17 protein-coding genes and 2 pseudogenes are annotated in these 22,279 nt (G+C 62.5%); 8 read left to right on the top strand and 11 right to left on the bottom strand.

Features of this window, described 5'->3' with window-relative positions; all coding sequences use genetic code 11:
• Nucleotides 1-71: 71 nt before the first annotated feature.
• From U5S82_13570 to istA, 3 genes and pseudogenes are all read right to left on the bottom strand, one after another.
• Nucleotides 72-248 carry a hypothetical protein gene (locus U5S82_13570; protein ID MDZ7752660.1) on the bottom strand — a complete coding sequence of 59 codons (177 nt, stop codon included), beginning with the start codon at nucleotides 246-248 and terminating at the stop codon, nucleotides 72-74.
• A gap of 2 nt (nucleotides 249-250) precedes the next feature.
• Nucleotides 251-1,018, bottom strand: a complete 768-nt coding sequence (istB, locus tag U5S82_13575; GenBank protein ID MDZ7752661.1) for an IS21-like element helper ATPase IstB — start codon at nucleotides 1,016-1,018, stop codon at nucleotides 251-253.
• A pseudogene (gene istA / locus U5S82_13580) lies at nucleotides 1,015-2,542 on the bottom strand (IS21 family transposase). Before istA ends, istB begins: the two are co-directional and overlap by 4 nt.
• 1,083 nt (nucleotides 2,543-3,625) lie before the next feature.
• Between istA and U5S82_13585 the strand changes: the two are divergent.
• The 5 genes from U5S82_13585 (at nucleotide 3,626) to U5S82_13605 (ending at nucleotide 9,787) form a co-directional block, all read left to right on the top strand.
• On the top strand, nucleotides 3,626-3,994 hold the full coding sequence (locus tag U5S82_13585; protein MDZ7752662.1) for a hypothetical protein: 369 nt from the start codon (nucleotides 3,626-3,628) through the stop codon (nucleotides 3,992-3,994).
• 99 nt (nucleotides 3,995-4,093) lie between these two features.
• A complete protein-coding gene (locus U5S82_13590; GenBank protein ID MDZ7752663.1) occupies nucleotides 4,094-5,524 on the top strand; it encodes a DDE-type integrase/transposase/recombinase in 1,431 nt (476 codons plus the stop codon).
• A 6-nt stretch (nucleotides 5,525-5,530) separates the two neighbouring features.
• Nucleotides 5,531-6,379, top strand: a complete 849-nt coding sequence (locus tag U5S82_13595; protein MDZ7752664.1) for an ATP-binding protein — start codon at nucleotides 5,531-5,533, stop codon at nucleotides 6,377-6,379.
• A 1-nt stretch (nucleotide 6,380) separates the two neighbouring features.
• Entirely contained in the window at nucleotides 6,381-6,569 is a 189-nt protein-coding gene (locus U5S82_13600) for a hypothetical protein (protein ID MDZ7752665.1), read from the top strand.
• Nucleotides 6,570-6,646: 77 nt separating this feature from the next.
• Complete coding sequence (locus tag U5S82_13605) at nucleotides 6,647-9,787, top strand: STY4851/ECs_5259 family protein (protein MDZ7752666.1); 3,141 nt, start codon at nucleotides 6,647-6,649, stop codon at nucleotides 9,785-9,787.
• Here the strand turns inward: U5S82_13605 and U5S82_13610 are convergent.
• The gene (locus U5S82_13610; GenBank protein MDZ7752667.1) at nucleotides 9,738-10,091 is read right to left on the bottom strand and encodes a hypothetical protein; all 354 of its coding nucleotides are present in this window, start codon (nucleotides 10,089-10,091) and stop codon (nucleotides 9,738-9,740) included. The two genes, U5S82_13605 and U5S82_13610, sit on opposite strands and share 50 nt — an antisense overlap.
• Before the next feature lie 132 nt (nucleotides 10,092-10,223).
• Here U5S82_13610 and U5S82_13615 point away from each other — a divergent pair, with 132 nt between their 5' ends.
• Together U5S82_13615 and U5S82_13620 are read left to right on the top strand one after the other, a co-directional pair.
• On the top strand, nucleotides 10,224-10,913 hold the full coding sequence (locus U5S82_13615; GenBank protein MDZ7752668.1) for a DNA methylase: 690 nt from the start codon (nucleotides 10,224-10,226) through the stop codon (nucleotides 10,911-10,913).
• 56 nt (nucleotides 10,914-10,969) lie between these two features.
• Entirely contained in the window at nucleotides 10,970-12,370 is a 1,401-nt protein-coding gene (locus U5S82_13620; protein MDZ7752669.1) for a transposase, read from the top strand.
• Between the two features lie 212 nt (nucleotides 12,371-12,582).
• Here the strand turns inward: U5S82_13620 and U5S82_13625 are convergent, their stop codons facing one another.
• From U5S82_13625 to U5S82_13640, 4 genes are read right to left on the bottom strand one after another with little or no spacing between them, the layout of a single operon-like run.
• Complete coding sequence (locus U5S82_13625) at nucleotides 12,583-13,743, bottom strand: IS4 family transposase (protein MDZ7752670.1); 1,161 nt, start codon at nucleotides 13,741-13,743, stop codon at nucleotides 12,583-12,585.
• Between the two features lie 42 nt (nucleotides 13,744-13,785).
• Nucleotides 13,786-16,458 carry a Zn-binding domain-containing protein gene (locus U5S82_13630; protein MDZ7752671.1) on the bottom strand — a complete coding sequence of 891 codons (2,673 nt, stop codon included), beginning with the start codon at nucleotides 16,456-16,458 and terminating at the stop codon, nucleotides 13,786-13,788.
• 16 nt (nucleotides 16,459-16,474) lie between these two features.
• A complete protein-coding gene (locus U5S82_13635; protein MDZ7752672.1) occupies nucleotides 16,475-17,875 on the bottom strand; it encodes a transposase in 1,401 nt (466 codons plus the stop codon).
• 56 nt (nucleotides 17,876-17,931) lie between these two features.
• A complete protein-coding gene (locus U5S82_13640) occupies nucleotides 17,932-18,621 on the bottom strand; it encodes a DNA methylase (protein MDZ7752673.1) in 690 nt (229 codons plus the stop codon).
• 131 nt (nucleotides 18,622-18,752) lie between these two features.
• Here U5S82_13640 and U5S82_13645 point away from each other — a divergent pair, with 131 nt between their 5' ends.
• Nucleotides 18,753-19,106, top strand: coding sequence for a hypothetical protein (locus tag U5S82_13645; GenBank protein MDZ7752674.1), 354 nt, complete (start codon nucleotides 18,753-18,755; stop codon nucleotides 19,104-19,106).
• A gap of 379 nt (nucleotides 19,107-19,485) precedes the next feature.
• On the opposite strand, the gene U5S82_13650 is transcribed toward U5S82_13645, so the two are convergent.
• From U5S82_13650 to U5S82_13660, 3 genes and pseudogenes are all read right to left on the bottom strand, one after another.
• Entirely contained in the window at nucleotides 19,486-20,619 is a 1,134-nt protein-coding gene (locus tag U5S82_13650; GenBank protein MDZ7752675.1) for an IS91 family transposase, read from the bottom strand.
• Nucleotides 20,612-21,386: pseudogene (locus U5S82_13655) on the bottom strand (tyrosine-type recombinase/integrase). The gene U5S82_13650 and the pseudogene U5S82_13655 overlap by 8 nt, the downstream one beginning before the upstream one ends.
• Nucleotides 21,387-21,504: 118 nt before the next feature.
• Complete coding sequence (locus U5S82_13660; protein MDZ7752676.1) at nucleotides 21,505-22,194, bottom strand: SOS response-associated peptidase; 690 nt, start codon at nucleotides 22,192-22,194, stop codon at nucleotides 21,505-21,507.
• Nucleotides 22,195-22,279: the final 85 nt, after the last annotated feature.

A 22,279-nucleotide genomic window follows, 5' to 3' on the forward strand; every position in this document is an offset into this window, starting at 1 on the left:
TCGGCCTCAGCGCGGATAGGTCGCCTCGACTCAAGCCAGGTCACGCCGCCGATTTGGGTTTAAGGGTCGGCTCAGAAGATCAAGTCATCGTCGTCGACTTCAAAGGTCGTTATGCGGTCTTGTTGCATGAGTTCGACCAGCTGCCGATCGTATCGGCTCCAGATGGCATCGCGAAGTTCGTCGATAAAGTCATAGACTGCCAATGCCTGCTCTGGTGTCCAGTCGTCCGGTATCGGGGGATGGGTCATGGTTAGGCTCCTTTGTTGGATTTGGCGGCGGCTCGGCGCCGCTGTGCCTGTTGCTGCTGTCGCTCCTTGGCCTCCTTGAGCCGGTAGGATTCGCCTTCGATGGTGAGGATCTCTGAGCGGTGTACCAGCCGGTCCACGAGGGAGACCACGCAGGAGGCGTTGGGAAAGACTTCACCCCATTCGGCGAAGGGCCGATTGGTGGTGACCAGGGTGGATTTCTCCTCGTAGCGGCGGGAGACGATCTCGAACAGCAGATCGGCATGGCGATTGGAGTAGGCGAGATACCCCACCTCGTCGACCGCTAGCAGTTGAGGGCGGGCGTAGCGGGCGAGGCGCCGCTTGAGGGCGCTGTCGCCATCCTGGGCGGCCAAGTCATTGAGCATCTGGCCGGCGCTGGTAAAGAGGACGCTGTGGCCGGCCAGCACCGCTTGATGGGCGATGTTGCGGGCCAGGGTGGATTTGCCGACCCCGTTGGGTCCCACCAGGATGATATTGACCGCCTCGGTGAGGAAGTCGAGGCGCATCAGCTCACTGACCAGTTCCCGGTCGCAGCGGCTGGGCCAGCCCCAGTCGAAGTCGGCCAGGGGTTTGAAGCGGCCCAGCCGCGCCCCTTTCATGCGCCGCTCGAGGCTGCGGTGGGCGCGTTCCTCCTCTTCCCACTGGATCAGGGACTCGACCCAGCCAGCGTCGGCGCTCTCCTCCCAATGGCTCAGCAGGCCATGGAGCTTGAGGGCCGTGGCCCGTTCTTTCAGGGATGCGTTAGGGATCATTGGGGCTCCTCCTGGGCGTCGTCTTCGGTTTCGGGCGGGGTGGACTGCAAGGCGTCGTAGCCGCCCAGATCATGGGTGCGTACCACCAGCCCCCTGGCGCGCGCGTGGTCGATGCGCACCCCCACCCGGGGCGGCTGGTTTCTCGCCTCGCGCCTACGCTGCAGGGCGATGCGCACGCCATTGGGGTGAGCCACCCCGTGGGCCAGGCTCTCCTGGATGGCCGCCTCCAGCTCGGGGGCGCCGTAGGCATCGAGGAGGCGCAGCAGGGCTGCGGTGATGGCGCCGAGGTTGTCGCCGCGCTCGGCGGCCTGGACAGCCAATTGCCGGCTGGCCGGTGCGGCTTGGGCCAGGTGGTCCTGGCCGCGATGATGCCGGGCCTGGCGTTTGATCTGGACCAGTGCCTCGATGTGTTCCGGCTGTTCGATCTGCCGGCCCTTGTCGTAGCTGCGCGGGTGGCGGGCGATGACGTCTCCGCCGTCGAGGATCCGCACCTCGGTGGGTGAGGCCGAGACGGTGAGGGTGCGGCGCACATGGGTGTGGGGCACGCTGTAGTCGTTGCCCTCGAAGCGCGCGTAAGGGGTCTTGCCGATGTGGACCTCGACCCGCTCGTCGGTGGGATAGGGGTTATCGGGCAGCGCCAGCAGGGGCTCCTGCTCGAAGGCCTGGCGCACCGAGAGGGCACGGTCCTCCGGGCAGGGCCGGTCCATGGCCCAGCCGTTGCACCAGGCCTCGGCCTGGGCGTTGAGATCATCGATGTCGGTCCATTGGCGGGCCGGCCAGAAATTATCGCGTATCGTGCGGATGGCGCGCTCCACCCGCCCCTTCTCGTTGCCCCGGGCCACCGCCACCGGACGGGGCTCAAAGCGGTAGTGGGCGGCGAACTCGAGCAAGGTGGGATGGAAGCGGATGGCCTCACCCTGGCGCTCCAGCACGGCGCTTTTCAGGTTGTCGTAGAGCAGGACCTTGGGCAGGCCGTTCGAGGCAGTGAAGGCCGCCTCGTGGCCCCGCAGGAAGTTGGCCATCTTGGCACCGAGGAAGAAGCGCAAAAATGCGCCGGGAGTAGCTGAGCACCATGACAAAGGCCATCAGGGCATGGGTTGCGCGGCCGATGGTGAGCTTGCCGAAATGGCCCCAGTCGATCTGTCCCTGTTCGCCGGGCAGGGTCTTCAGGCGCAGAAAGGCCTCGGGCTGGGGGCGTGGCCGGTAACAGGCGAGCTGGTGGCGGAAGTGGTCGGGGCCACCGGGGTAGCCCCGTTCACGCACCATGCCGTAGAGGCGGCTGGCGGTGAGCCTGGGGAACTGGGCCAGGGTGTCGGTGATGAACGGCAGATAAGGATCGATCATCGACGGCTGCGCAGCCCGCTCGACCTTCGGCATGCCGGCCTGGGAGAGCACCCGATTGACGACGTTGTGGTGCACGCCCAACTGACTGGCAATGGTGCCCACCCGCCACTTCTCGACGTAGTGATAGCGCAGGATCTGCGCCTCTTGTTCTTTGCTGATGGCCAATGCGTTTCTCCTCATCTCGTGGCCGGGCGGCTCAAGGGGGCTGAGCCCGGGCGCCCGGCGGCCCCTGTCGGGTGAGTGTTCCGAGCGCAGCGGCGGCGGTGGTGCGATGAAGCGGGCCGGTACGCAGGAAGGGCCCGCACTCACGGCCGCAGAAGTGGCAGCGAATGGACGCCATCATCGGCGCGCCATCCGTACCGCGGCGGCCAGCCGGCCTCGCCGGAACGGGGGATAGTGGATCATGAGGGGACGGGGCCGGGGAACCCTGATGCGTCACTTTCTGCCTTCTCGCCCGGTAGCGGCGTTGCCGCTCGGCATGCTTGTGCCGGCCATTGCGGCTCTGCTGGTAGCGCCAGCCGGCGGCCCGCAGAGACGCGCTTCGTGCCACCTGCGCACACCCTTCAGGGCAATAGATGTTGCCGCGGTCACAGCGGCTGCAGATCATCACCTGCCGGTGACAGCGAGCGCAGTTGTACAGGCGTGCAGAGTTCTCCATCGGCGACCCAGGCCGATGAGGACTTGATTGTCAGGGGAAAACGAGAAATAGTGTGCGGGCTCGTGCTCTGCACGGCCCGGGGTGCGATACCGGGGTCGACGGCCAAGTCAATTACACCCGGTATCGCACCTGTCTCAACGGCCCCTCTTCATCTACCCGATTCCGGCACTCCTGTCACCGGTTGCTCGCGGCCGCCCGCCAGCCGGTTCAGCGACTGGTTGGCCTACCAATCAATCCTTCGCCAGATATGCGCGGGTTTTTACAGCCATCTACAGACGGGTGAGTAGCGCCACCTATTTTGATGGTGATTTCGCTTTCTGAGGTCTAGTTTGGTGATGGTTTGAGGGGGATCCCCATCGGGGATCTTGACTAGAAGATCCCCTCCGGGGAGTCTCCGGTTACCAAGCCAGGAGACCCTGTAAGTGTGCCACGTCCTACTGCAAGATCCCGCTTTTTTTCATCTCCTTATCTCCATCGACCAAGAACTCGCCGCGACGACGCGGCTGCAGGGTTGCCGGGCGTGCGGGGGGCCACTGCATGTGGCGGACTATCCGCGTAAACCACGTGGCTGTCCGGCGGCGCTACAGGAGGCTTATTCCCGGCGTTTGAGCTTCACCTGCGGTCGCTGTGATCACCGCACGACGCCGCCGTCGGTGCGGTTTGCGGGCCGTCGTGTGTATCTGGCGGTGGTGTTTATGTTGCTCTCGCCGCCGGGCAGCGCTTCGGCTCGAACCGTGTGCGCTCGGTTGCGCATCGCGGCGGTCACGCTGAAGCGCTGGCGGGCGTGGTGGTGCACCACTTTTCCCGCGACACCGTTCTGGCGATCGACCTGCCAGCACTTCATGCCACCGGTGGCGATTCACCAGTTGCCGCAGAGCCTGTTGCAACGCTTCGAGGCGAGCGCGCTGAGCGATCGTCTGGTGCAAGCGCTGCGCTTCATTGCGCCCCTGAGCACCCGTGCCATGGTCAGGTAATTCGCGGGTTGCCCGCTACCCGCAGAGGATGTCGATAGACTGCCGATCAGGCACTTTGTAGCCTGCGTTCCCATCAACAAGGCCACGATGGGAGCGAGCATGAGCAACGAGGACGATCTACCGCAACGCGATCGTTGGGCGCGACTGCGCTTTGCGATCATCGGACCGCTGCTCGCCGCGCCGCCGGCCCCGGGCCAGTTGCGCGCCGCGCTGAAGGACTTGGCTGCGAAGACCTGGCGTCATCCGTTCACGGGGCTGGAGATGCGGTTCGCCGCCTCGACGCTCGAGCGTTGGTTCTACGCCGCCAGGCATGCCGCCGATCCAGTGCGGGCGCTGCGCAATCAGGTGCGGCGCGACATCGGCCGCTTTCCGAGCCTGTCAGCCGAGGCCGTGCAGGCGCTGACGACCCAGTACCGCGAACACCCGGGCTGGACCGCCCAGTTACACCATGACAACTTACGCGTGACCCTCGCCGACGCGAAGTCGCCCTCGTATCCGAGCGTGCGGCGCTATCTGAAAGCCCAGGGACTCGTGCGCCAACGAACGCCCAAGCGCGCCACTGACGGGGCGATGGCCGCCCGCGACTGGCTCGAACAGCGCGAAGTGCGCAGCTACGAAGTCGCGCATGTGCTGCAGCTCATGCATCTGGACTTCCATCACGGCTCGCGCAAGGTCCTGACCCGCCGTGGCGAGTACGTCAAACCGCTGCTGGTCGGCTTCATCGACGATCGCTCACGGTTCTTGTGCCATGCCCAGTGGTACACGAACGAGCGCACCGAGGAGCTGGTCCACGGCCTGTGCCAGGCCTTGCAAAAGGTCGGGTTGCCGCGCTCGCTGATGACCGACCGCGGCGCGGCGATGATCTCGGCCGAGTTCACCGCGGGGCTTCATCACCTGGGTATTGTGCACCTGCCAACGTTGCCGTATTCGCCGCATGTGAATGGTAAGCAGGAGAACCTCTGGGGCCGCGTCGAAGGGCGCCTGCTCGCCATGCTCGAGGGCGAACCGAACCTCACACTCGAGCAGCTCAACGTGGCGACCCAAGCCTGGATTACCCGGGAATATCATTGCACCGTGCACAGCGAGCTCGGCGAGACACCGCTCGATCGCTTACTCGCCGGCCCCAACGTCGCGCGCGAGTGCCCCGGTAGCGACGACTTGCGCGCCGCCTTCCGCCTCGAGGTCAAGCGCAAGCAACGCCGCTCTGACGGCACCGTCAGTCTCGACGGCCAGCGCTTCGAGCTGCCGTCGCGCTATCGTCATCTGAGCGAGGTGCACCTGCGCTATGCCCGCTGGGACTTGAGCCGCGTCGACCTGGTCGATGCGCGCACGGGCACCATCCTCTGCCCGGTGCGCCCGCTCGATAAAACGGCCAACGCCGACGCCCTGCGCCGGCGCGTCGAGCCGACCCACCCAGCGCCGAGCGCCGCGACCAACACCGGCATCGCACCGCTGATGAAACAAATGATCGCCGACTACGCCGCCACCGGCCTGCCGCCGGCCTATTTACCCACCAACGAGAAGGATTGACCCCGCATGAACCAGAAACTCCTGGCGCTCTATGGCCTCAAATGGAACCCCTTTACCCCCGACGTGCCGACCGAAGCGCTCTATGTGCCGCCCCAGATCGAGAACTTCTGCTGGCGTATCGAGCAGGCGCACCTGCGCGAGGGCGGCTTCGCGCTTGTCCATGGTGATCCCGGCTCCGGCAAAAGCGTCGTCATGCGACTGCTTGCCGAGCGCCTCTCACGCCTGACGGACTTGTCGGTCGGCGTCATCCACCATCCGCAAAGCAACTTGAGCGACTTCTACCGCGAGCTCGGTGACATCTTCGGGATCGCCATGCGCATGAGCAACCGCTGGGGTGGCTTCAAGGCGCTGCGCGCCCGCTGGCTCGACCATCTCGGCTCCGCCAATCGACGCCCCGTCATCCTCATCGACGAAGCCCAGGAAATGACCCCCATGGTCTTGAGTGAGCTGCGCCTGCTGGCCAGCGCACGCTTCGATTCCCAATCGCTCCTGTGCGTGGTGCTCTCTGGCGATGCTCGCCTGCTCGACAAGCTGCGCCGCGAGGAACTCATCCCCTTGGGCTCGCGCATTCGCACACGCCTCGCCACCGGCGTCGCAACCCGTGAAGAGCTCCTCGCCTGCCTCGAACACCTGCTCACCACCGCCGGCAACGCCGGCCTCATGACCCAGGAACTGCGTCACACGCTCGCCGATCACGCCGCAGGCAACTACCGCATCTTCATCAGTATGGCCGCCGAACTGCTCATGGCCGCCGCGCAGCGCGACATCACCGTGCTCGACGAAAAACTCTATCTGCAGGTCTTCGCTGCACCCGCAACGCAACCGCCTCGACGCAGCGCCGCTGGAGTCCGCTGACATGCACGACGATGCCGATCGCTTCGCCTTCCCCGAACTGCCCGACGAAGCCGTCGTTGCACTCAATGAGTTCCTCGAAGACTTCTATACCGCCTTCCAAAACCACTACTTCATACAAATACACCGCTGGTACCACGACCAGCGCCCCCACGATAACCAACTGACCCTGCCCTTCGACCCCTCGTCCTGATCTGTGCGTGTGACCGCGGCGGCAACGCCGCCCTCACCACTGTCGATGGAACCATCACCAATCGTGAAAATCAGTCCATCAAATCGGGTGACCGCTCTCACGGGCGGCCGCTTTACCTGTACCGATTATCATCAACCGAGTTTGAAGAGCTCGAGGAATTGCTGCGGTGCTGGCTCGGCAAGCTGCTGGACCAGTTCAGCCTGGCGCAACTGACCCGCCTGGACGCCTTTTCCGCCCTGTTCGTGCTGTACGGCGCCGAGTGGTGGCGACGGCGCTACGACGGCTCGGGGTTCTCCTGGGAGCCCCTCCTCGAGGATCTGGGAGCCGATCCCGAGGACTGGAGTCCGAGTCAACGCAGTGATTGCGTCGTGGAGGGCTTCAGGGAGTGGGGGCTGAAGCCCCGTTCCTCGGGTGCGTTGCGGTTTCTTGGCAGTGTGGCCGTCCAGGGTGGCCTGCCCCTGCGCCTGGTATCGGAGGCGCGCGGGCGGACCTGGGAAGTACTGAGCCGTGTCCTGCACCTCGCGGGCAAGGGGCAGAGCACGCAGGGAGATATCCAGACGTGGGTGGAGAGCCTCGGCCACGTGCTCCCGAAGAGCTATCGCCAGGCGACTATCTTTACCCTCCTGGCTGACGTGGCATGGACGGTGCTGCTTCTCAAGAAGCAGGCGGGCCTTCGGCCTGGCGGCGATGCCATCGCCACCCTGGATAAGAATATTGCAGGCTGGCGGGACCGGCTCCCGCTCGCCATTGACGACGCCCATGCCCAAGGGCTTCTGAACCAGCTGGTGCGGGATGCCGCCAACGTCAAGACCGAGCGCAAGGCCGTTTGCCTGCCGGTGGAACGATTTCTCGAGGGCGCTCCGGGGGAGGGGTGGGTGCTACGGTCCCAGGTTTTCCTTTCGGACACCCTTGATTTTGATTCCCTCGCAACGCTCCTTGGGGCTACCCAGGATGCACTGCCTCGCACTGGAGAACTCTCGCTTAGTGCGGGCGAACAACGACAGGGCACGACGTTGCGTCGGTTGGCGGGTCACGCGTCCTATCGCGTGGAGCGCAAGCCCTGGGGCGCATCCGCCGCCTGTGCGGCCAGTGAACATGTTCTCAGGCTGACAGCGGGAGATGGATGCACCTGGGTGGGCACTGCTGCGAGAGGGGAGCCATTGGAGGACGAGCTCCCATGGGTTTTCTCGGCTGAGGATGCCGGGATCCGTTTCGCACGACAGGGCAGTGGTGGAATCACGGGGGCCGAGGGATATGTGGCGGTACCCCCAGGTTGGCGTCTTTTACCGAGACCAGAGGCAGATGCGAAATCGCTGGGGCAAATGCACTCACCGGCGAGGGAGATCTTCCACATCCGGGGTGTTGTAGAGGCCGATGACGGAGCGGGCAGTGTATACCGGATCCGCACTGGGCATGCGGCATCTCAGGAGGAAAGCTTCGAGTGGGTGGGTGATCGGTTCTGGCTGGACTTCCGCAATCCGGGGACTGCCTTCCGTGGCCTGCCTGAACTCTACAGGGTGGACGAGGAGGGAAACAGGCGCAAGGCGGAAGGCCGCTTGAGTTGGAACGCGCCCGGGGCCTCCGCGCTCGAGCGGCCCCTCGGGCCCGTTATTGTGAGGTGGCCGGAATTCGGTGCCATCGAGCGCCGGGCCCGCATGGTGGTTCTCCCGGCGACTGCAAGTGTGAGGATGGAGCCCCATGATGCTTCTTCGGGCGTTCTAAAGTTAGTTGGCTGGAATGCCGTCGACGCTCGCGTTCTCACTGCGAATGTTCACGCCGTGACCAAAAGAGACGGGAACGACTTGATACTGTCCCTAAATGCCCGGAATAGTGACCGCGTTCCTGAACGTGTGGAGATCGAGGCGTTATGGCCACACAGTTCCAAACCAGCACGCCTTACTATGCCATTTCCTACAAGAGGGGCAAGAGCCTTCCGTGCAAACGGAGAGGAGATAACCTCCGGTGCCCTGATTGCCAGCGGACAGATACCAGGCACACGCCTTCTGGTCCTGGGTGGTAAGCAGGCGACACGCATGATCCTTGAGATTGGTGCTGACCATGGAACGGTAGCGCGTATGCATGACCTGAAACCCTCGCCGGACTCGGCAGGCATCGAGATACGCCTCCAGGACCACGCGGCAGATATCAACCACATGCTGTCCATGAATGACAGTGCCTATGCGACGGCACAGGTCGTGTTGCGGCTCGGTGGCATCGAAGAGTTCCGCCTCAACGTCGCGAGGTATGCTGCCACCCTCCGTAAGGATGGCTCCAGGGTCTGCCTGGAACCATCGGCTAGCCGGCAGCTCGGTCCCGATGCGCTTGGGGCACTGGGTGTGAGCGCCTTGATGCTAGAGCGTCCGGGCGACGAACCAGTTGCATTGGATGGACATTTCTCTGAGGACGTGGCCAGTGGCTGCTGGGAATTCCTCCCAGAAACCCGAGAGCCGGGATCGTGGTTGCTCTTTCCTGACTCCAGTTCCACCTTCCCTTTTCACGCCACCCTTTGGCCTATAGGTGGTAAAACCACGGCGGAGAGCGCCTTAGCTCAAGCGATTGGAATCAGTGATCAGGACGAGCGGGAAACCATGCTGGATGAGGTGCTCACCCAGATGACGTTGGACCTGGTGGACCCATGCTGGATAGAAGTGGAACAACTCGCTGGGCAGACGGCTCACCTGCCTCTCTCGACACTGGACTTGTGGCGACGCTTCGCCCGTCAACCGAGGGCCATGGCCGCCCTGGCGCTGCGGTTTAGCAGCCTTCCCGATGGATTTGTTGATCGATTCGACCAGGAGCTCCCGTTCGCGTGGGAGGCCGTGCCCTTCGAAGCGTGGCGCGACGCCGCGAGAGGCCTCCAAAGGCAGTGCAGGAACAGCTTCGGGGAAGACGCTGGTGCCTCCCTGTTTCAAATCCATCTGGATTCAAGAATCAAGGACATCACTGCCATCCATGGGGCCCTGGCCTTCCTCCTTGGCATCGTCAAGGCGGAGTTTGACGCTGATGCCAGACAACAAAAGGAACTCCTCCGTATAACAGCTGAGCAGACAGCTAAAACCTTTTTTGAAGAGAAAGACAGCGATCTGATGCGACTTCAACAGATCCATGCGGATGATGAATGGCCAGAGGACTTCAATTGGGTTCTCAAGAGTCCCGAGTTCTCGGCGGTTATTGCTCCCCGTACTGACCCTCGAGCTCGTCGAGCCAGTCTTCGGTGAGCGCATCGAGTTCGTCTAGTTGTTCCCGGGAGTAATCTTCCGGGGCGTAGTGCTCGAGCCAGGAGATCAGGAAGCTCGTAATACGCTCACGAGGGAAGTCCGGATACGCCTTCTGTATGCATTCGATGGACTGATCGAAGCTGAGGCGTTGGGCCTCGGGCCAGATGATCTCGCGTCGTCCGGGATCGAGCTGCACGTCGTCCATGAGCGCCCAGAGAGCGTCTGAAACTTCGATGGAGCGTTGGCCCTGGGACGAGCCCATGTAGTCGAGTAGCCCGCCGGCGAAGGGATGCTTCTCACTCATGTCGATAGCATAACACTGGCGGACGTTCGATCATCAGGTACGCAAGGCGCTGCCGCCGAGTCATCGATGTCGTTTGACACCCTAGCTGAATGAAGCTAGTCTGCTGGTCGTCACGGACACGGATCGGCAGCGATGGGCAGCTACTTCGGATCGAAGGCGACGTCGGGTTTGTGCCAGGCGATCATCGCCCTGATGCCGCCCCACGACACCTACATCGAGAGCCACCTCGGCGGCGGGGCGATCATGCAACGCAAGCCGCCGGCGCTCGTCAACATCGGCATCGACCGCAATCGGCGAGCACTCGCGAAGTTCGAATGCCCCTATCCGGTCGAGCTGGTGCATGGTTGCGCGCACCGATTCCTGGCCGAGTATGCGTATCGGGGGCGAGAGCTCATCTACTGCGACCCGCCCTATCTGCAGCCGACCCGCCGCGGCGAGCGCCGATACCGTTTCGACTACGAAGAGCACGACCACGTGGCGTTGCTCGAGCTGCTCAAGTGCCTGCCCTGTCACGTGATCCTCTCCGGCTACCCCTCGGCGCTCTACGACGAGCGGCTGGCCGGGTGGCGCAGCCTCGAGCTTCAGGTGATGAACCAGGCGGGCGTCGTCACCGAGAAGCTGTGGTTCAACTTCAGCGTCGAGCGCCTGCACTGGGCGCGCTATGCGGGCAAGAACTTCACGGACCGCCAACGCATCAAGCGCAAGGCGGTGAGCTGGGCCCGCCGCTACGAGGCCATGCCGCCCGCCGAGCGCCTGGCGGTGCTCTCGGCCGTGATGGCCGTGGAAGTCCAGGAGCCCGAGCCCGGCACGCCTTCTCCATAACCGGCCCCGCGCGGTGGGCCAAATCACCGTTTCATTCACTTCATGGGAGGTGGACGATGTCGCTATGGGAGTCCTGGTGGAAAGCAATCTGGCTGCTGCGTCCGGCGTTCTCGCGCCTGCGCACCTTCCTGTGGTTCGCCACCGCCGTGGCCGGTCTCACCGTGCGAGGCGATCTTTTAGGCGTGACCAGCCTCGTGCGGGCGCTCGCCCTCAAGCCCCGCTTCTACGACAACCTGCTGGATTCGTTCCACAGCCGCGCCATCAAGCTCGAGCGGCTCGCGGCGCTGTGGACCCAGGCCGTGCTGCGGCTCTTTCCCGCGCCGCTGCTCGTCAACGGCCGCCGCGTCATGGTCGGGGACGGGATCAAAGTCCCCAAGCGCGGCAAGAAGATGCCCGCCGTGAAGCTATTGCATCAGCAGTCCGACGCCAACACCAAGCCCGAATACATCATGGGACACTCCCTTCAGGCGGTGAGCCTGCTGGTTGAGGCCGACCAAAGCGTCTTCGCTGTCCCCCTCGCCGTGCGCATCCACGAGGGCCTCGTCTTCTCCAATCGCGACCGGCGCACCCTGCTCGACAAGATGCTCGCCCTGATTCAGACCGTGGCGATCACGGAACCCTTCTACTACGTTGCCGATGCCTACTACGCCGCCGGCAAGATGGTTCGCGGCCTCATCGCCGAGGGCAACCATCTCGTCACCCGCGTCCGATCCAATGCCGTCGCTTACACCCCCTATCACCAGCGCGGCCCGAGGAAAAGAGGCCGGCCGAGACGCTACGGGAAGAAGCTCAAGCTCAGGTCACTGCTGAACGACACGAACGACTTCCAATCCGCGCCAAGCCCCGTCTACGGCGAGGACAACGTCACGATTCGGTACCAGGTCCGAGACCTGCTCTGGCGGCCCGCCGGACAGCTCGTGCGCTTCGTCGCCGTCATCCACCCGACCAGAGGCTCTTCCCTGCTGATGTGCACCGACGTCGCCCTGGACGCCGTCGAGATCATTCGCCTCTACGGCCTGCGCTTCAAGATCGAGCACAGCTTCAAGCAGGCCGTCCGACAGATCGGCACCTTCGCCTATCACTTCTGGATGCAGGACATGAAGCCGCTCAAACGCCGCAAGGGCAATCAATACCTGCACCGGGAAACGCGCAGGTATCGCGAGAACGTCAAACGCAAGATCCACGCCTACCACGTCTTCATGCAGGCCGGCGTCGTCGCTCAAGGCTTGCTTCAGTATCTGTCGGTGGTTTTCCCGCAGCTCATCTGGAAATCCTTCGGCTCGTGGCTGCGGACGATCCGACCCGGTATTCCCCCGTCGGAACTCGTCGTCACTCATGCGCTACGCAACACGCTGCCGGAATTTCTCTTGAGTTCCGCCAAAACCCATTCCCTGGCAAAATTCATCACCGAACGGCAGGACACTGAAAGAATCAGCATGTTCCGACTCGCGTCCTGACGAGAAGTCGGGACTCACGAGTAGATCCTGTTCCTCATCATTTAACAGAATCTGGCTCGCTTGGTGATCAGCGGACAGGCGTGTCCAGAAACGTTCGCCCAATCCCTGCAATGGGCCATCCAGCTCGTGGTGAACTTCGATCTCCTTATCACCCTCGCTCAATGTCGGCGGACGAATCTCCTCTGGAGCTTAGGCATCCCCTCATTTTTAACTCAAATAATGCCGAAGGCATCGCGGAACACGCGTTGTTCGTGGAGGAGTTCGGTGAACTTCTCGAATAACGGGCGCAATCGCTCCTCAGGCCAATTCGGAATATGTTCGTAGAGCATCAGTCCCTGGCGAAACAGCGAGTGGGTGCGCCGCTTGACGGTATTTGCCTTCAGCCAGCGATCGTAGCCCAACGCCTCTCCCGCGGCACCGAGCAGCGACAGCAAGGCGATGGCCAGTGCACTGATCAGCAACAACCGGTCGCGGCGCTCCGGGCGACTGATCCGCAGCGAGGACATCCCCATGCCGAAGCGCAGATCCTTGATGTCGCGGAAGCTCGTCTCAATCCCCCAGCGCTTGGCGTAGTAGCCGATGAGCGTCTTCGCCTTCGCCTCGCGGTCACTGGCAGCCAGGCACCACGGCTCCTTCATGTCCTTGGCCTGCACACACACGACCGTGGCCACGGGCAGAGCCTGGGAGTCGGTCAGCGTCGCATCGCGCAACGTGCGCGCCCGGCCATGGGTACCCACCCACTTCGCTGCTTTACGCCGCTCGCCCTTGGCGTTGGTGATGTAATACTGACTGCGCAACCGCACCACATAGCCGAAACCCAACTCCTCGCTCAGCAGCTTCAACAACTTGCAGTCCGCAAAGCCCCGGTCGGCCACGATCGTCACCGCCACCCCCGCGGGCAGTACCTCATAGAGCCGACACAGCAGCGCATCCTCGTAATCCGTCTGCCGGCCCTTGAGGGTGGCGGCCTCCACCGTCTGCCACAGCAGCGGTGTGGCACGACCATGACGGGTCAGCATCGACAGCACCAGCGTCTCGTGCCCGTCATTGGCAAAGCTCGTCCAGTCCAGCGCCACCACCACCTTGGTACGTGCGCCGATAACATAGGGCACCCAGCACGCAAAGAACCTAGCGAGTTTGATGCCGCGATTGCTCAGCAGCCGGTCCACCTGCTTCACACCATGCTTGCTCAGCGTCCCCTGGGCATGCGCCAAACCCTGACCGATGGCGTGCACTGCCAGCGAAGCGCTGGTCAGCACCCCCCAGGCCGCGTTCGCCAGCGACAACACGCGCTTGGCGTGCAAGTCGCCGTCGAAAAGCGTATCAATGAACTCGATGATGTCATCCTGCCGAAGCGCCTGTGCTGCCTTCATCGTCGGTCCTCATGGTGATTGTGAGGACTCAAACAATGATCTTCAGATCAATAAGTTGCAAGTCATTTTTGAGATTAAAAAATGAGGGGATCCCTGAGCCTCTGGAGAGAATTCCTTATCCGGATGCGCGACAGGCGCGGGGATGGCGGCCTTCACCAGCACACCTTCAAAGGTACCCCATGCGGGGCCAAAAACTAGCGCTTCTTCTTTTTCAAACGCCCATGTCATTGGACTTTTCCCAAAGACTTCGGCTACGAGCCATCCATCCCCCGCCCTTGGCACTGCCGGTACCTTTTTTAACGTCACGCGCGGATGATCTGCAAGACTCGCCAGCAAATACCGGTCGGCCTCTTCTATATCTCCAATCAAATTACCTGGGATCATTATCTCTACGGCTATCTCCTGCGCCGCCAGCCTGTATATCATCTCCCTCAATGGCGATGGCCCGATATCCCACGCCTCAGGACAGCCGCCCGTAAACACTCGAAGACCACGAACACCCTGCCTTGCGACTGTGCTCCAGAGCGCTTCTGGTAGACGCTGGCAGTCCGCTTGGGACGCCGCTCCGAAATACGCCAGCCGCTCCGGGAGTTGAAGGCTGGTCAGCCACTCGTCTGTCAGCAGTTCCAGCGCAGCATGTCGGTTGAGGCGATCAGCGGCAAAGCGCTGATCGAAGTCCAGGATGCAGTGCGGGCAGGCACTATCACAGTGAGCAGGACAGTCGAGTCGCCGACGAGCAATGTGGAACAAGCTATCCAAGTGCTTTTCAGCGCTCGCGGCGTATCCGGCCGCATACCGATCAAAAACCAGAATCGACTGGCAATGCGCCCCCGGTTCTGGACGGGCGGGCTTGATGTCACAGTCAAGCTCAGAGGCTTGAACACCCAACAAATCGGCTAGCGCACCCCGGACAGCGACAGACAGCGTTAGGGCAACCGTTTCGTCGTTTAGCCAAGTGCCATATATCGTCTTGAACTGCAGTTCCAGAACATCTGTCCATACTTCGTGACCAAGTGTGATGCCCGTTCTAGCTTTCCAGTCGTTATCGCTCCCAGGACAGTAGTAATTATCCTTTCGGGTCCTCCTAAGCTTATGATGTGCTTTGGTAAAAATCGCGGGAAGCTTCCCTTCCGCAGACATAGGTTCCGCACGGCCACATTCCAGGCAAAGGGCATATCCAGTTCCATTTACGCCACGGGATTGATGAAAGATATGACCCCGTGCTGAAACCCTAAAACGTCCTCTATCGGGGTTGGCTAGGTAGATCCAATTGCCATCCGCATCTATCCAGGGCCGTTCGACGGGTACGAAATGTTGAGTGCTAATGTCATTGCTTGGCTCCTTATGGAAGTCCACGGCGAATCCGGCAGGCTCAAGAAACTCGCGGATATTTTCTACGGCAATCGCCGCACCACATTCCGCGCACTGGTGGGCTGCCGCCCAGCTATGCGTTGAGCCGCTTGCGCCACAATATTTGCAACGCCAAGCGTGGCGAATATCCTGGACTTCCCGCGCCTCCATATTATCAGCAGGAATATGCCAGTTCAGGGTCACGCCCGCGGAGCGGTAGACCAGACCATCCATCACGACCTCGGAGCCAGGAGCATAATCCCGGAGCGCCGTCGTCAAGTCGCGGTTCGCCATTTCGCGACGCCGATACCGATTATCCTCACGCCCTTGACCTTCCCTTTGGACACTACGCACAAACTGACCACGGGTCAGATTGTCAAAATGAGCGATATGAGTGGGAAATCCATAACCCGGTAAAAAACCGTGGCTCGCGGCTTCACGTAGCAAATACTCCCCTGTCATGCGAGCCTTGTGAAAAGCCACCGCACGAGCCGCTGGAGATTTCTCGCCGAGCGATTGCAGCACCTCCCCCTCTGTCTTGTCGAGATGCTGCCATTCTAAACGCCAACGTTGCGCAAGTTCATCCATCCTTCTGGCGGCTTCGTTGGTTATCCGAGAAAGATCCCAACCTTCGTAGATTGTGCTCTTCACTAGCCTCTCCAGACCATCGGCGAGGCTCGCATGGGTCTTGCGAGAGAACCCCCGGCACCAGGACGAGAATCGGACTGCCAAGGGATCTTCTCCAAGGTAAAACATCCCACATGTCAGGCTCGTTTGCTCTTGACCACTCGCCACGAGAATCTTCGAAAGGAAATGGGATAACATCATAGACTGCGCATGCCGCTGAACAATGGCGGAGCTGTCAAGCGAAACGCCAGGTACGGCCAGAGATGTGTCGAAGGCCCACCTGCTGTTGGAAAATACCGCCTGGTCATGGGGGTTCGACTTGCAAAGCGTCATTGAGACAGAACGGGCTTCATTTCTCCTTCCCGCACGCCCCACCCTTTGTAGATAATTTGCCGGGTGCGGCGGCACATTGTTCATTGCGACTTGGCTAATGCCGCCGATATCAATACCCATCTCCATAGTGGTCGAGCAGGACAGTAGATTAAGATCACCCAGCTTAAAAGCCTTCTCATAGCGTTGAAGGGTACGCGAGTCCTGTTGGGCTGAGTGCTCTGCCGCCGTGAAATAGGGCGCCAGCTCGATCGCGCGATCATTCAGGTCTGACCAAAGCCCTTCCTCCCTCAACTCTTCAATTGCAATCTGTGCGGCCAGCCATTCACGGCCGCGACGGATACGGTCAAGGTCATCTGTAACACCCCCAAAGGGATTGTCATACAGGGGGATATCTACAACGCTCATGAGTCCCGACTTCTCGTCAGGACGCGAGGCGGAACATGCTGATTCTTTCAGTGTCCTGCCGTTCGGTGATGAATTTTGCCAGGGAATGGGTTTTGGCGGAACTCAAGAGAAATTCCGGCAGCGTGTTGCGTAGCGCATGAGTGACGACGAGCTCCGACGGGGGAATACCGGGTCGGATCGTCCGCAGCCACGAGCCGAAGGATTGCCAGATGAGCTGCGGGAAAACCACCGACAGATACTGAAGCAAGCCTTGAGCGACGACGCCGGCCTGCATGAAGACGTGGTAGGCGTGGATCTTGCGTTTGACGTTCTCGCGATACCTGAGCGTTTCCCGGTGCAGGTATTGATTGCCGTTGCGGCGTTTGAGCGGCTTCATGTCCTGCATCCAGAAGTGATAGGCGAAGGTGCCGATCTGTCGGACGGCCTGCTTGAAGCTGTGCTCGATCTTGAAGCGCAGGCCGTAGAGGCGAATGATCTCGACGGCGTCCAGGGCGACGTCGGTGCACATCAGCAGGCAAGAGCCTCTGGTCGGGTGGATGACGGCGACGAAGCGCACGAGCTGTCCGGCGGGCCGCCAGAGCAGGTCTCGGACCTGGTACCGAATCGTGACGTTGTCCTCGCCGTAGACGGGGCTTGGCCCGGATTGGAAGTCGTTCGTGTCGTTCAGCAGTGACCTGAGCTTGAGCTTCTTCCCGTAGCGTCTCGGCCGGCCTCTTTTCCTCGGGCCGCGCTGGCGATAGGGGGTGTAAGCGACGGCATTGGATCGGACGCGGGTGACGAGATGGTTGCCCTCGGCGATGAGGCCGCGAACCATCTTGCCGGCGGCGTAGTAGGCATCGGCAACGTAGTAGAAGGGTTCCGTGATCGCCACGGTCTGAATCAGGGCGAGCATCTTGTCGAGCAGGGTGCGCCGGTCGCGATTGGAGAAGACGAGGCCCTCGTGGATGCGCACGGCGAGGGGGACAGCGAAGACGCTTTGGTCGGCCTCAACCAGCAGGCTCACCGCCTGAAGGGAGTGTCCCATGATGTATTCGGGCTTGGTGTTGGCGTCGGACTGCTGATGCAATAGCTTCACGGCGGGCATCTTCTTGCCGCGCTTGGGGACTTTGATTCCGTCCCCGACCATGACGCGGCGGCCGTTGACGAGCAGCGGCGCGGGAAAGAGCCGCAGCACGGCTTGGGTCCACAGCGCCGCGAGCCGCTCGAGCTTGATGGCGCGGCTGTGGAACGAATCCAGCAGGTTGTCGTAGAAGCGGGGCTTGAGGGCGAGCGCCCGCACGAGGCTGGTCACGCCTAAAAGATCGCCTCGCACGGTGAGACCGGCCACGGCGGTGGCGAACCACAGGAAGGTGCGCAGGCGCGAGAACGCCGGACGCAGCAGCCAGATTGCTTTCCACCAGGACTCCCATAGCGACATCGTCCACCTCCCATGAAGAGAATGAAACGGTGATTTGGCCCGCCGCGCGGGGCCGGTTATGGAGAAGGCATGCCGGGCTCGGGCTCCTGGACTTCCACGGCCATCACGGCCGCGAGCACCGCCAGGCGCTCGGCGGGCGGCATGGCCTCGTAGCGGCGGGCCCAGCTCACCGCCTTACGCTTGATGCGTTGGCGGTCCGTGAAGTTCTTGCCCGCATAGCGCGCCCAGTGCAGGCGATCGACGCTGAAGTTGAACCACAGCTTCTCGGTGACGACGCCCGCCTGGTTCATCACCTGAAGCTCGAGGCTGCGCCACCCGGCCAGCCGCTCGTCGTAGAGCGCCGAGGGGTAGCCGGAGAGGATCACGTGACAGGGCAGGCGCTTGAGCAGCTCGAGCAACGCCACGTGGTCGTGCTCTTCGTAGTCGAAACGGTATCGGCGCTCGCCGCGGCGGGTCGGCTGCAGATAGGGCGGGTCGCTGTAGATGAGCTCTCGCCCCCGATACGCATACTCGGCCAGGAATCGGTGCGCGCAGCCATGCACCAGCTCGACCGGATAGGGGCACTCGAACTTCGCGAGCGCTCGCCGATTGCGGTCGATGCCGATGTTGACGAGCGCCGGCAGCTTGCGCTGCATGATCGCCCCGCCGCCGAGGTGGCTCTCGATGTAGGTGTCGTGGGGCGGCATCAGGGCGATGATCGCCTGGCACAAGCCCGACGTCGCCTTCGATCCGAAGTAGCTACCCATCGCTGCCGATCCGTGTCCGTGACGACCAGCAGACTAGCCTCATTCAGCTAGGGTGTCAAACGACGTCGATGACTCGGGGCAGCGCCTTGCGTACCTGATGATCGAACGTCCGCCAGTGTTATGCTATCGACATGAGTGAGAAGCATCCCTTCGTCGGCGGGCTACTCGACTACATGGGCTCGCCCCAGGGCCAGCGCTCCATCGAAGTCTCAGACGCTCTCTGGGCGCTCATGGACGGCGTGCAGCTCGATCCCGGACGACGCGAGATCATCTGGCCCGAGGCCCAACGCCTCAGCTTCGATCAGTCCATCGAATGCATACAGAAGGCGTATCCGGACTTCCCTCGTGAGCGTATTACGAGCTTCCTGATCTCCTGGCTCGAGCACTACGCCCCGGAAGATTACTCCCAGGAACAACTAGACGAGCTCGATGCGCTCACCGAAGACTGGCTCGACGAGCTCGAGGGTCAGCACGGGGAGCAATAACCGCCGAGAACTCGGGACTCTTGAGTTGGCGGCACGTACCCTCCAAGGCTTCCACATTCAGTCCCGTAACTTACGGGCGTTTCTCCGCCATCTTTGGCATGGCGGAGAGATGTCTGCTGGGACAAGCCGCCCACCAGACCGGCACGGAATGATCTATTGGGAAATGTATTGCGCGGGGGTGGCGCGGATGGGAGCGGTGGTCGTGCCCGGTGAGGTGTCTTCATCCATCCATGTCTTCGGTCCCTGCGACGTGCGATTGGTGGTCATTCTCTCGCCATTTCTCGGCAAAATCCAATGTCCGGACGAGCGCAACCGCGGCCCCGCTGCGGGGCCGTCCCACCTCGGTTAAGACCGCAGGCCTTTATCCTGTTCTACGGCCTCAGTGTTGCGTGTCGGGCGGTCTCCAGAGGGACCGACCGGGCGCAATCTGCGCGATCACGTGCAGTCGCCCGGTCCGGCACTGCGGGCAGGCATAGTCGACACCGTCGTGGTGTGCGGTGCCATCGTCCTTCTCCGGTGGGACGGGGGCGGCCAGGGCCTCACGGATCCGGGCGAGCTTCTCCCTGCGGCCGCGGTTGGCCAGAAAACCGAAGTGGCGAATGCGCATCAGCCCTTTCGGCAGGACATGCATCAGGAAGCGGCGCACGAACTCTTCGCCCTCCAGAGACAATGTCTTATGCCGGTCACGGTCGCGGTAATCCTTGTAGGGGATGGTCACCCGTTCGTCGTCGACCGCGAGGATCCGCGCTGGGGTGATCGCGATGCGGTGGGTGTAACGGGCCAAGTAGTCGACGACGGTGGCGGTATGGTCGAGACAGTGCTTGGTGTAGACCACCCAGTCAACGGCCATCAAGGCGTCGAGTACGGCATCGACCTCGCCGTCGCGCGTGACACGGTGCAGTTCGCCCTGGGTCGCGGCCTGGCGCAACTGTGTCACCATCCGCCCTCGGAAGTGCCGCGAGAGCGCCTTGACGGGAAACAGGTAGGTGCTCTTCGCCGCCCGCCACTGGCCGTCGCTACCCAGGGCTCCGCCGGGCACCAGGCAATGCAGGTGCACATGGCGGCTCAGGTTCTGGCCCCAGGTGTGCAGTACTGCGCTCATGCCCATCTCACCGCCCAGACGCTTGGGATCCTGGCCGAACGCCTTGAGGGTGGACCAGGCCGCCTGAAAGAGCAGGCGGTAGATCACCTCCGGGTGCAGTGCCACCCAGCCGTTGAGGGTATGTGGCAGGGTGAAGACCAGATGGTAATAGGTCACCGGCAGGATGTGCCCCTGCTGACGCGCGGCCCATTGGCGGGTCGCCCGTCCCTGGCACTGCGGGCAGTGCCGGTCGCGGCAACCGTGATACCAAACCTCTTCGTCACCGCACGCGCCGCAGCGCAGCCGCACCCCGCCCATCGCCTCGGTTCGGCAGGCCTGCAGATGGCCACAGACCTTGCGCCGCTGGTAATCCAGCGTGTCAGCGCGCAGGAAGCGGTTCAGAATCCCTTGCACAGTGGCCGCCTCAGTCATGACCCACCCCCAGTCCCGCGATCAGATCGGACACCCCCTGCGCAGCGCCGCGCTGCTCGGGTACCCAATGCACGTAGCGCATCGTCGATTGCAGGTTGCCGTGGCCGAGCAGGCGTTGCAGCCGATGCACCGGCAGGCCGCTCTCCAGTTGATGGGTCGCATAGGCGTGACGCAGGCTGTGGATGCCGCCGATCTTCTCCACTCTGGCCCGGTTCTTGGCGCGACGGAACACCCGCTGGGCGCTGGCGATACTGAGAGGGGTCGTCGTATCGCTTCCGCTGGGAAAGAGCCACGTGGGGGGGCGGTAAACCGCCCAGTAACGGCGCAGCGCGTGAAGCAGGCCGGGCGAAAGGGTGACCAGCCGGTCCTTCGCCCCCTTGCCCTGCTCGATGCGCAGCAGCCCGCGTTCGCCATCGATATCACGCACCCGCACTCGCACCACCTCGCTCACCCGCAGGCCGCAGCCGTAGCAGGTCTGAAGCAGCATCCGGTGCTTGGGGTTGGTACAGGCGTTCAGGATCCGCCCTACCTCATCGCGGTTCAGCAACTCGGGGATCCGTTGGGCCCGCTTCGGCACCACGAAGGACACATCGAACGACGGCCAGATACCTGAACCAGGCCTCCAGCTCTTCGGCGCTCAACTGACTCGGCGAACGCCCGTAGTACCGCGCCAGGGCGGTAACCGCTGCCAGGTAACTCTGATGGGTACGCACTGAAAAGCCACGTTGACGCATGGCATCAATCATCTGCTGCCGCAAGCGTGTCATCGTCGTCTCTCCTCTCCGTCAGACCCACATCGGGTCAACTGAGAGTGTTGACGACGGAAGAACCGCCGGCGTCTATCGAAGGGGAGCTACCGCAGAGCGGTTTAGTTCAACGTAGTTTCTACGCACTCCTTCCGGGACGAAGCACATCTCCGACTCGCTTCATCTGCGCAGGCTCGTTCCCCAGATTGCGCGGTACGGGGTAGGCCTGCAGCCACTCGTTCGGACACGGCCCAACGAGTTCTCTGGCATCCTCAACCTCGCCGAACATCCAAGTGTCCCCCAACTGCGGGTCGAGGATAACCGGCATGCGATACGGGTTCTTACCTGTGTTGTGGAGCGGCCTCATGAACTCGTTGGCGTCGGTCGTGATGATGCCCACGGTGGCGCCTTCGTCGGTCCCGTCCTTCGATGCCCATGGGTTCCACAGACCTGCGAAGAGGAACATGCCGCCGTCCGCCGCGCGAATGCAGTGCCGCTGCTTCTCGCCGTTGACCTCGGGCCACTCGTAGAATCCGGCTGCCGGCAACACGCAGCGCCTCGACTTAAAGGGCGCAGCGTACATCCGGCTCTCCTCGAGCCGTTCGCCCCTCAGATTCCACGTCGGCATGCGCCACGTCTTCTTGTCAGACTTCGGCGGCAGGAGCGTCCAGTACATCTGCTCAAGGGCCCGCTCACCGTCCGCAGCGGCCCGCACCACTGGAACCAAGTTGGTGATCCGGATATCGAAGCTCTGTCGCCACCACGGCAGCACGTGCGAGAGGTAGCTCTCAATCGCTCTTTGGTTCGGCGTGATGTAGCGGGTGCACATGGAGTCAGACTACCATCGGACATGAGGCATTCGCACGCTCATCGTCGAAGCCCTTACCTGCCGCAAAATCTAGAAATTTGGTTTG

The sequence above is a fragment of the Gammaproteobacteria bacterium genome (genome assembly GCA_034522055.1).
In the GTDB taxonomy this organism is placed as follows: Bacteria; Pseudomonadota; Gammaproteobacteria; order JAABTG01; family JAABTG01; genus JAABTG01.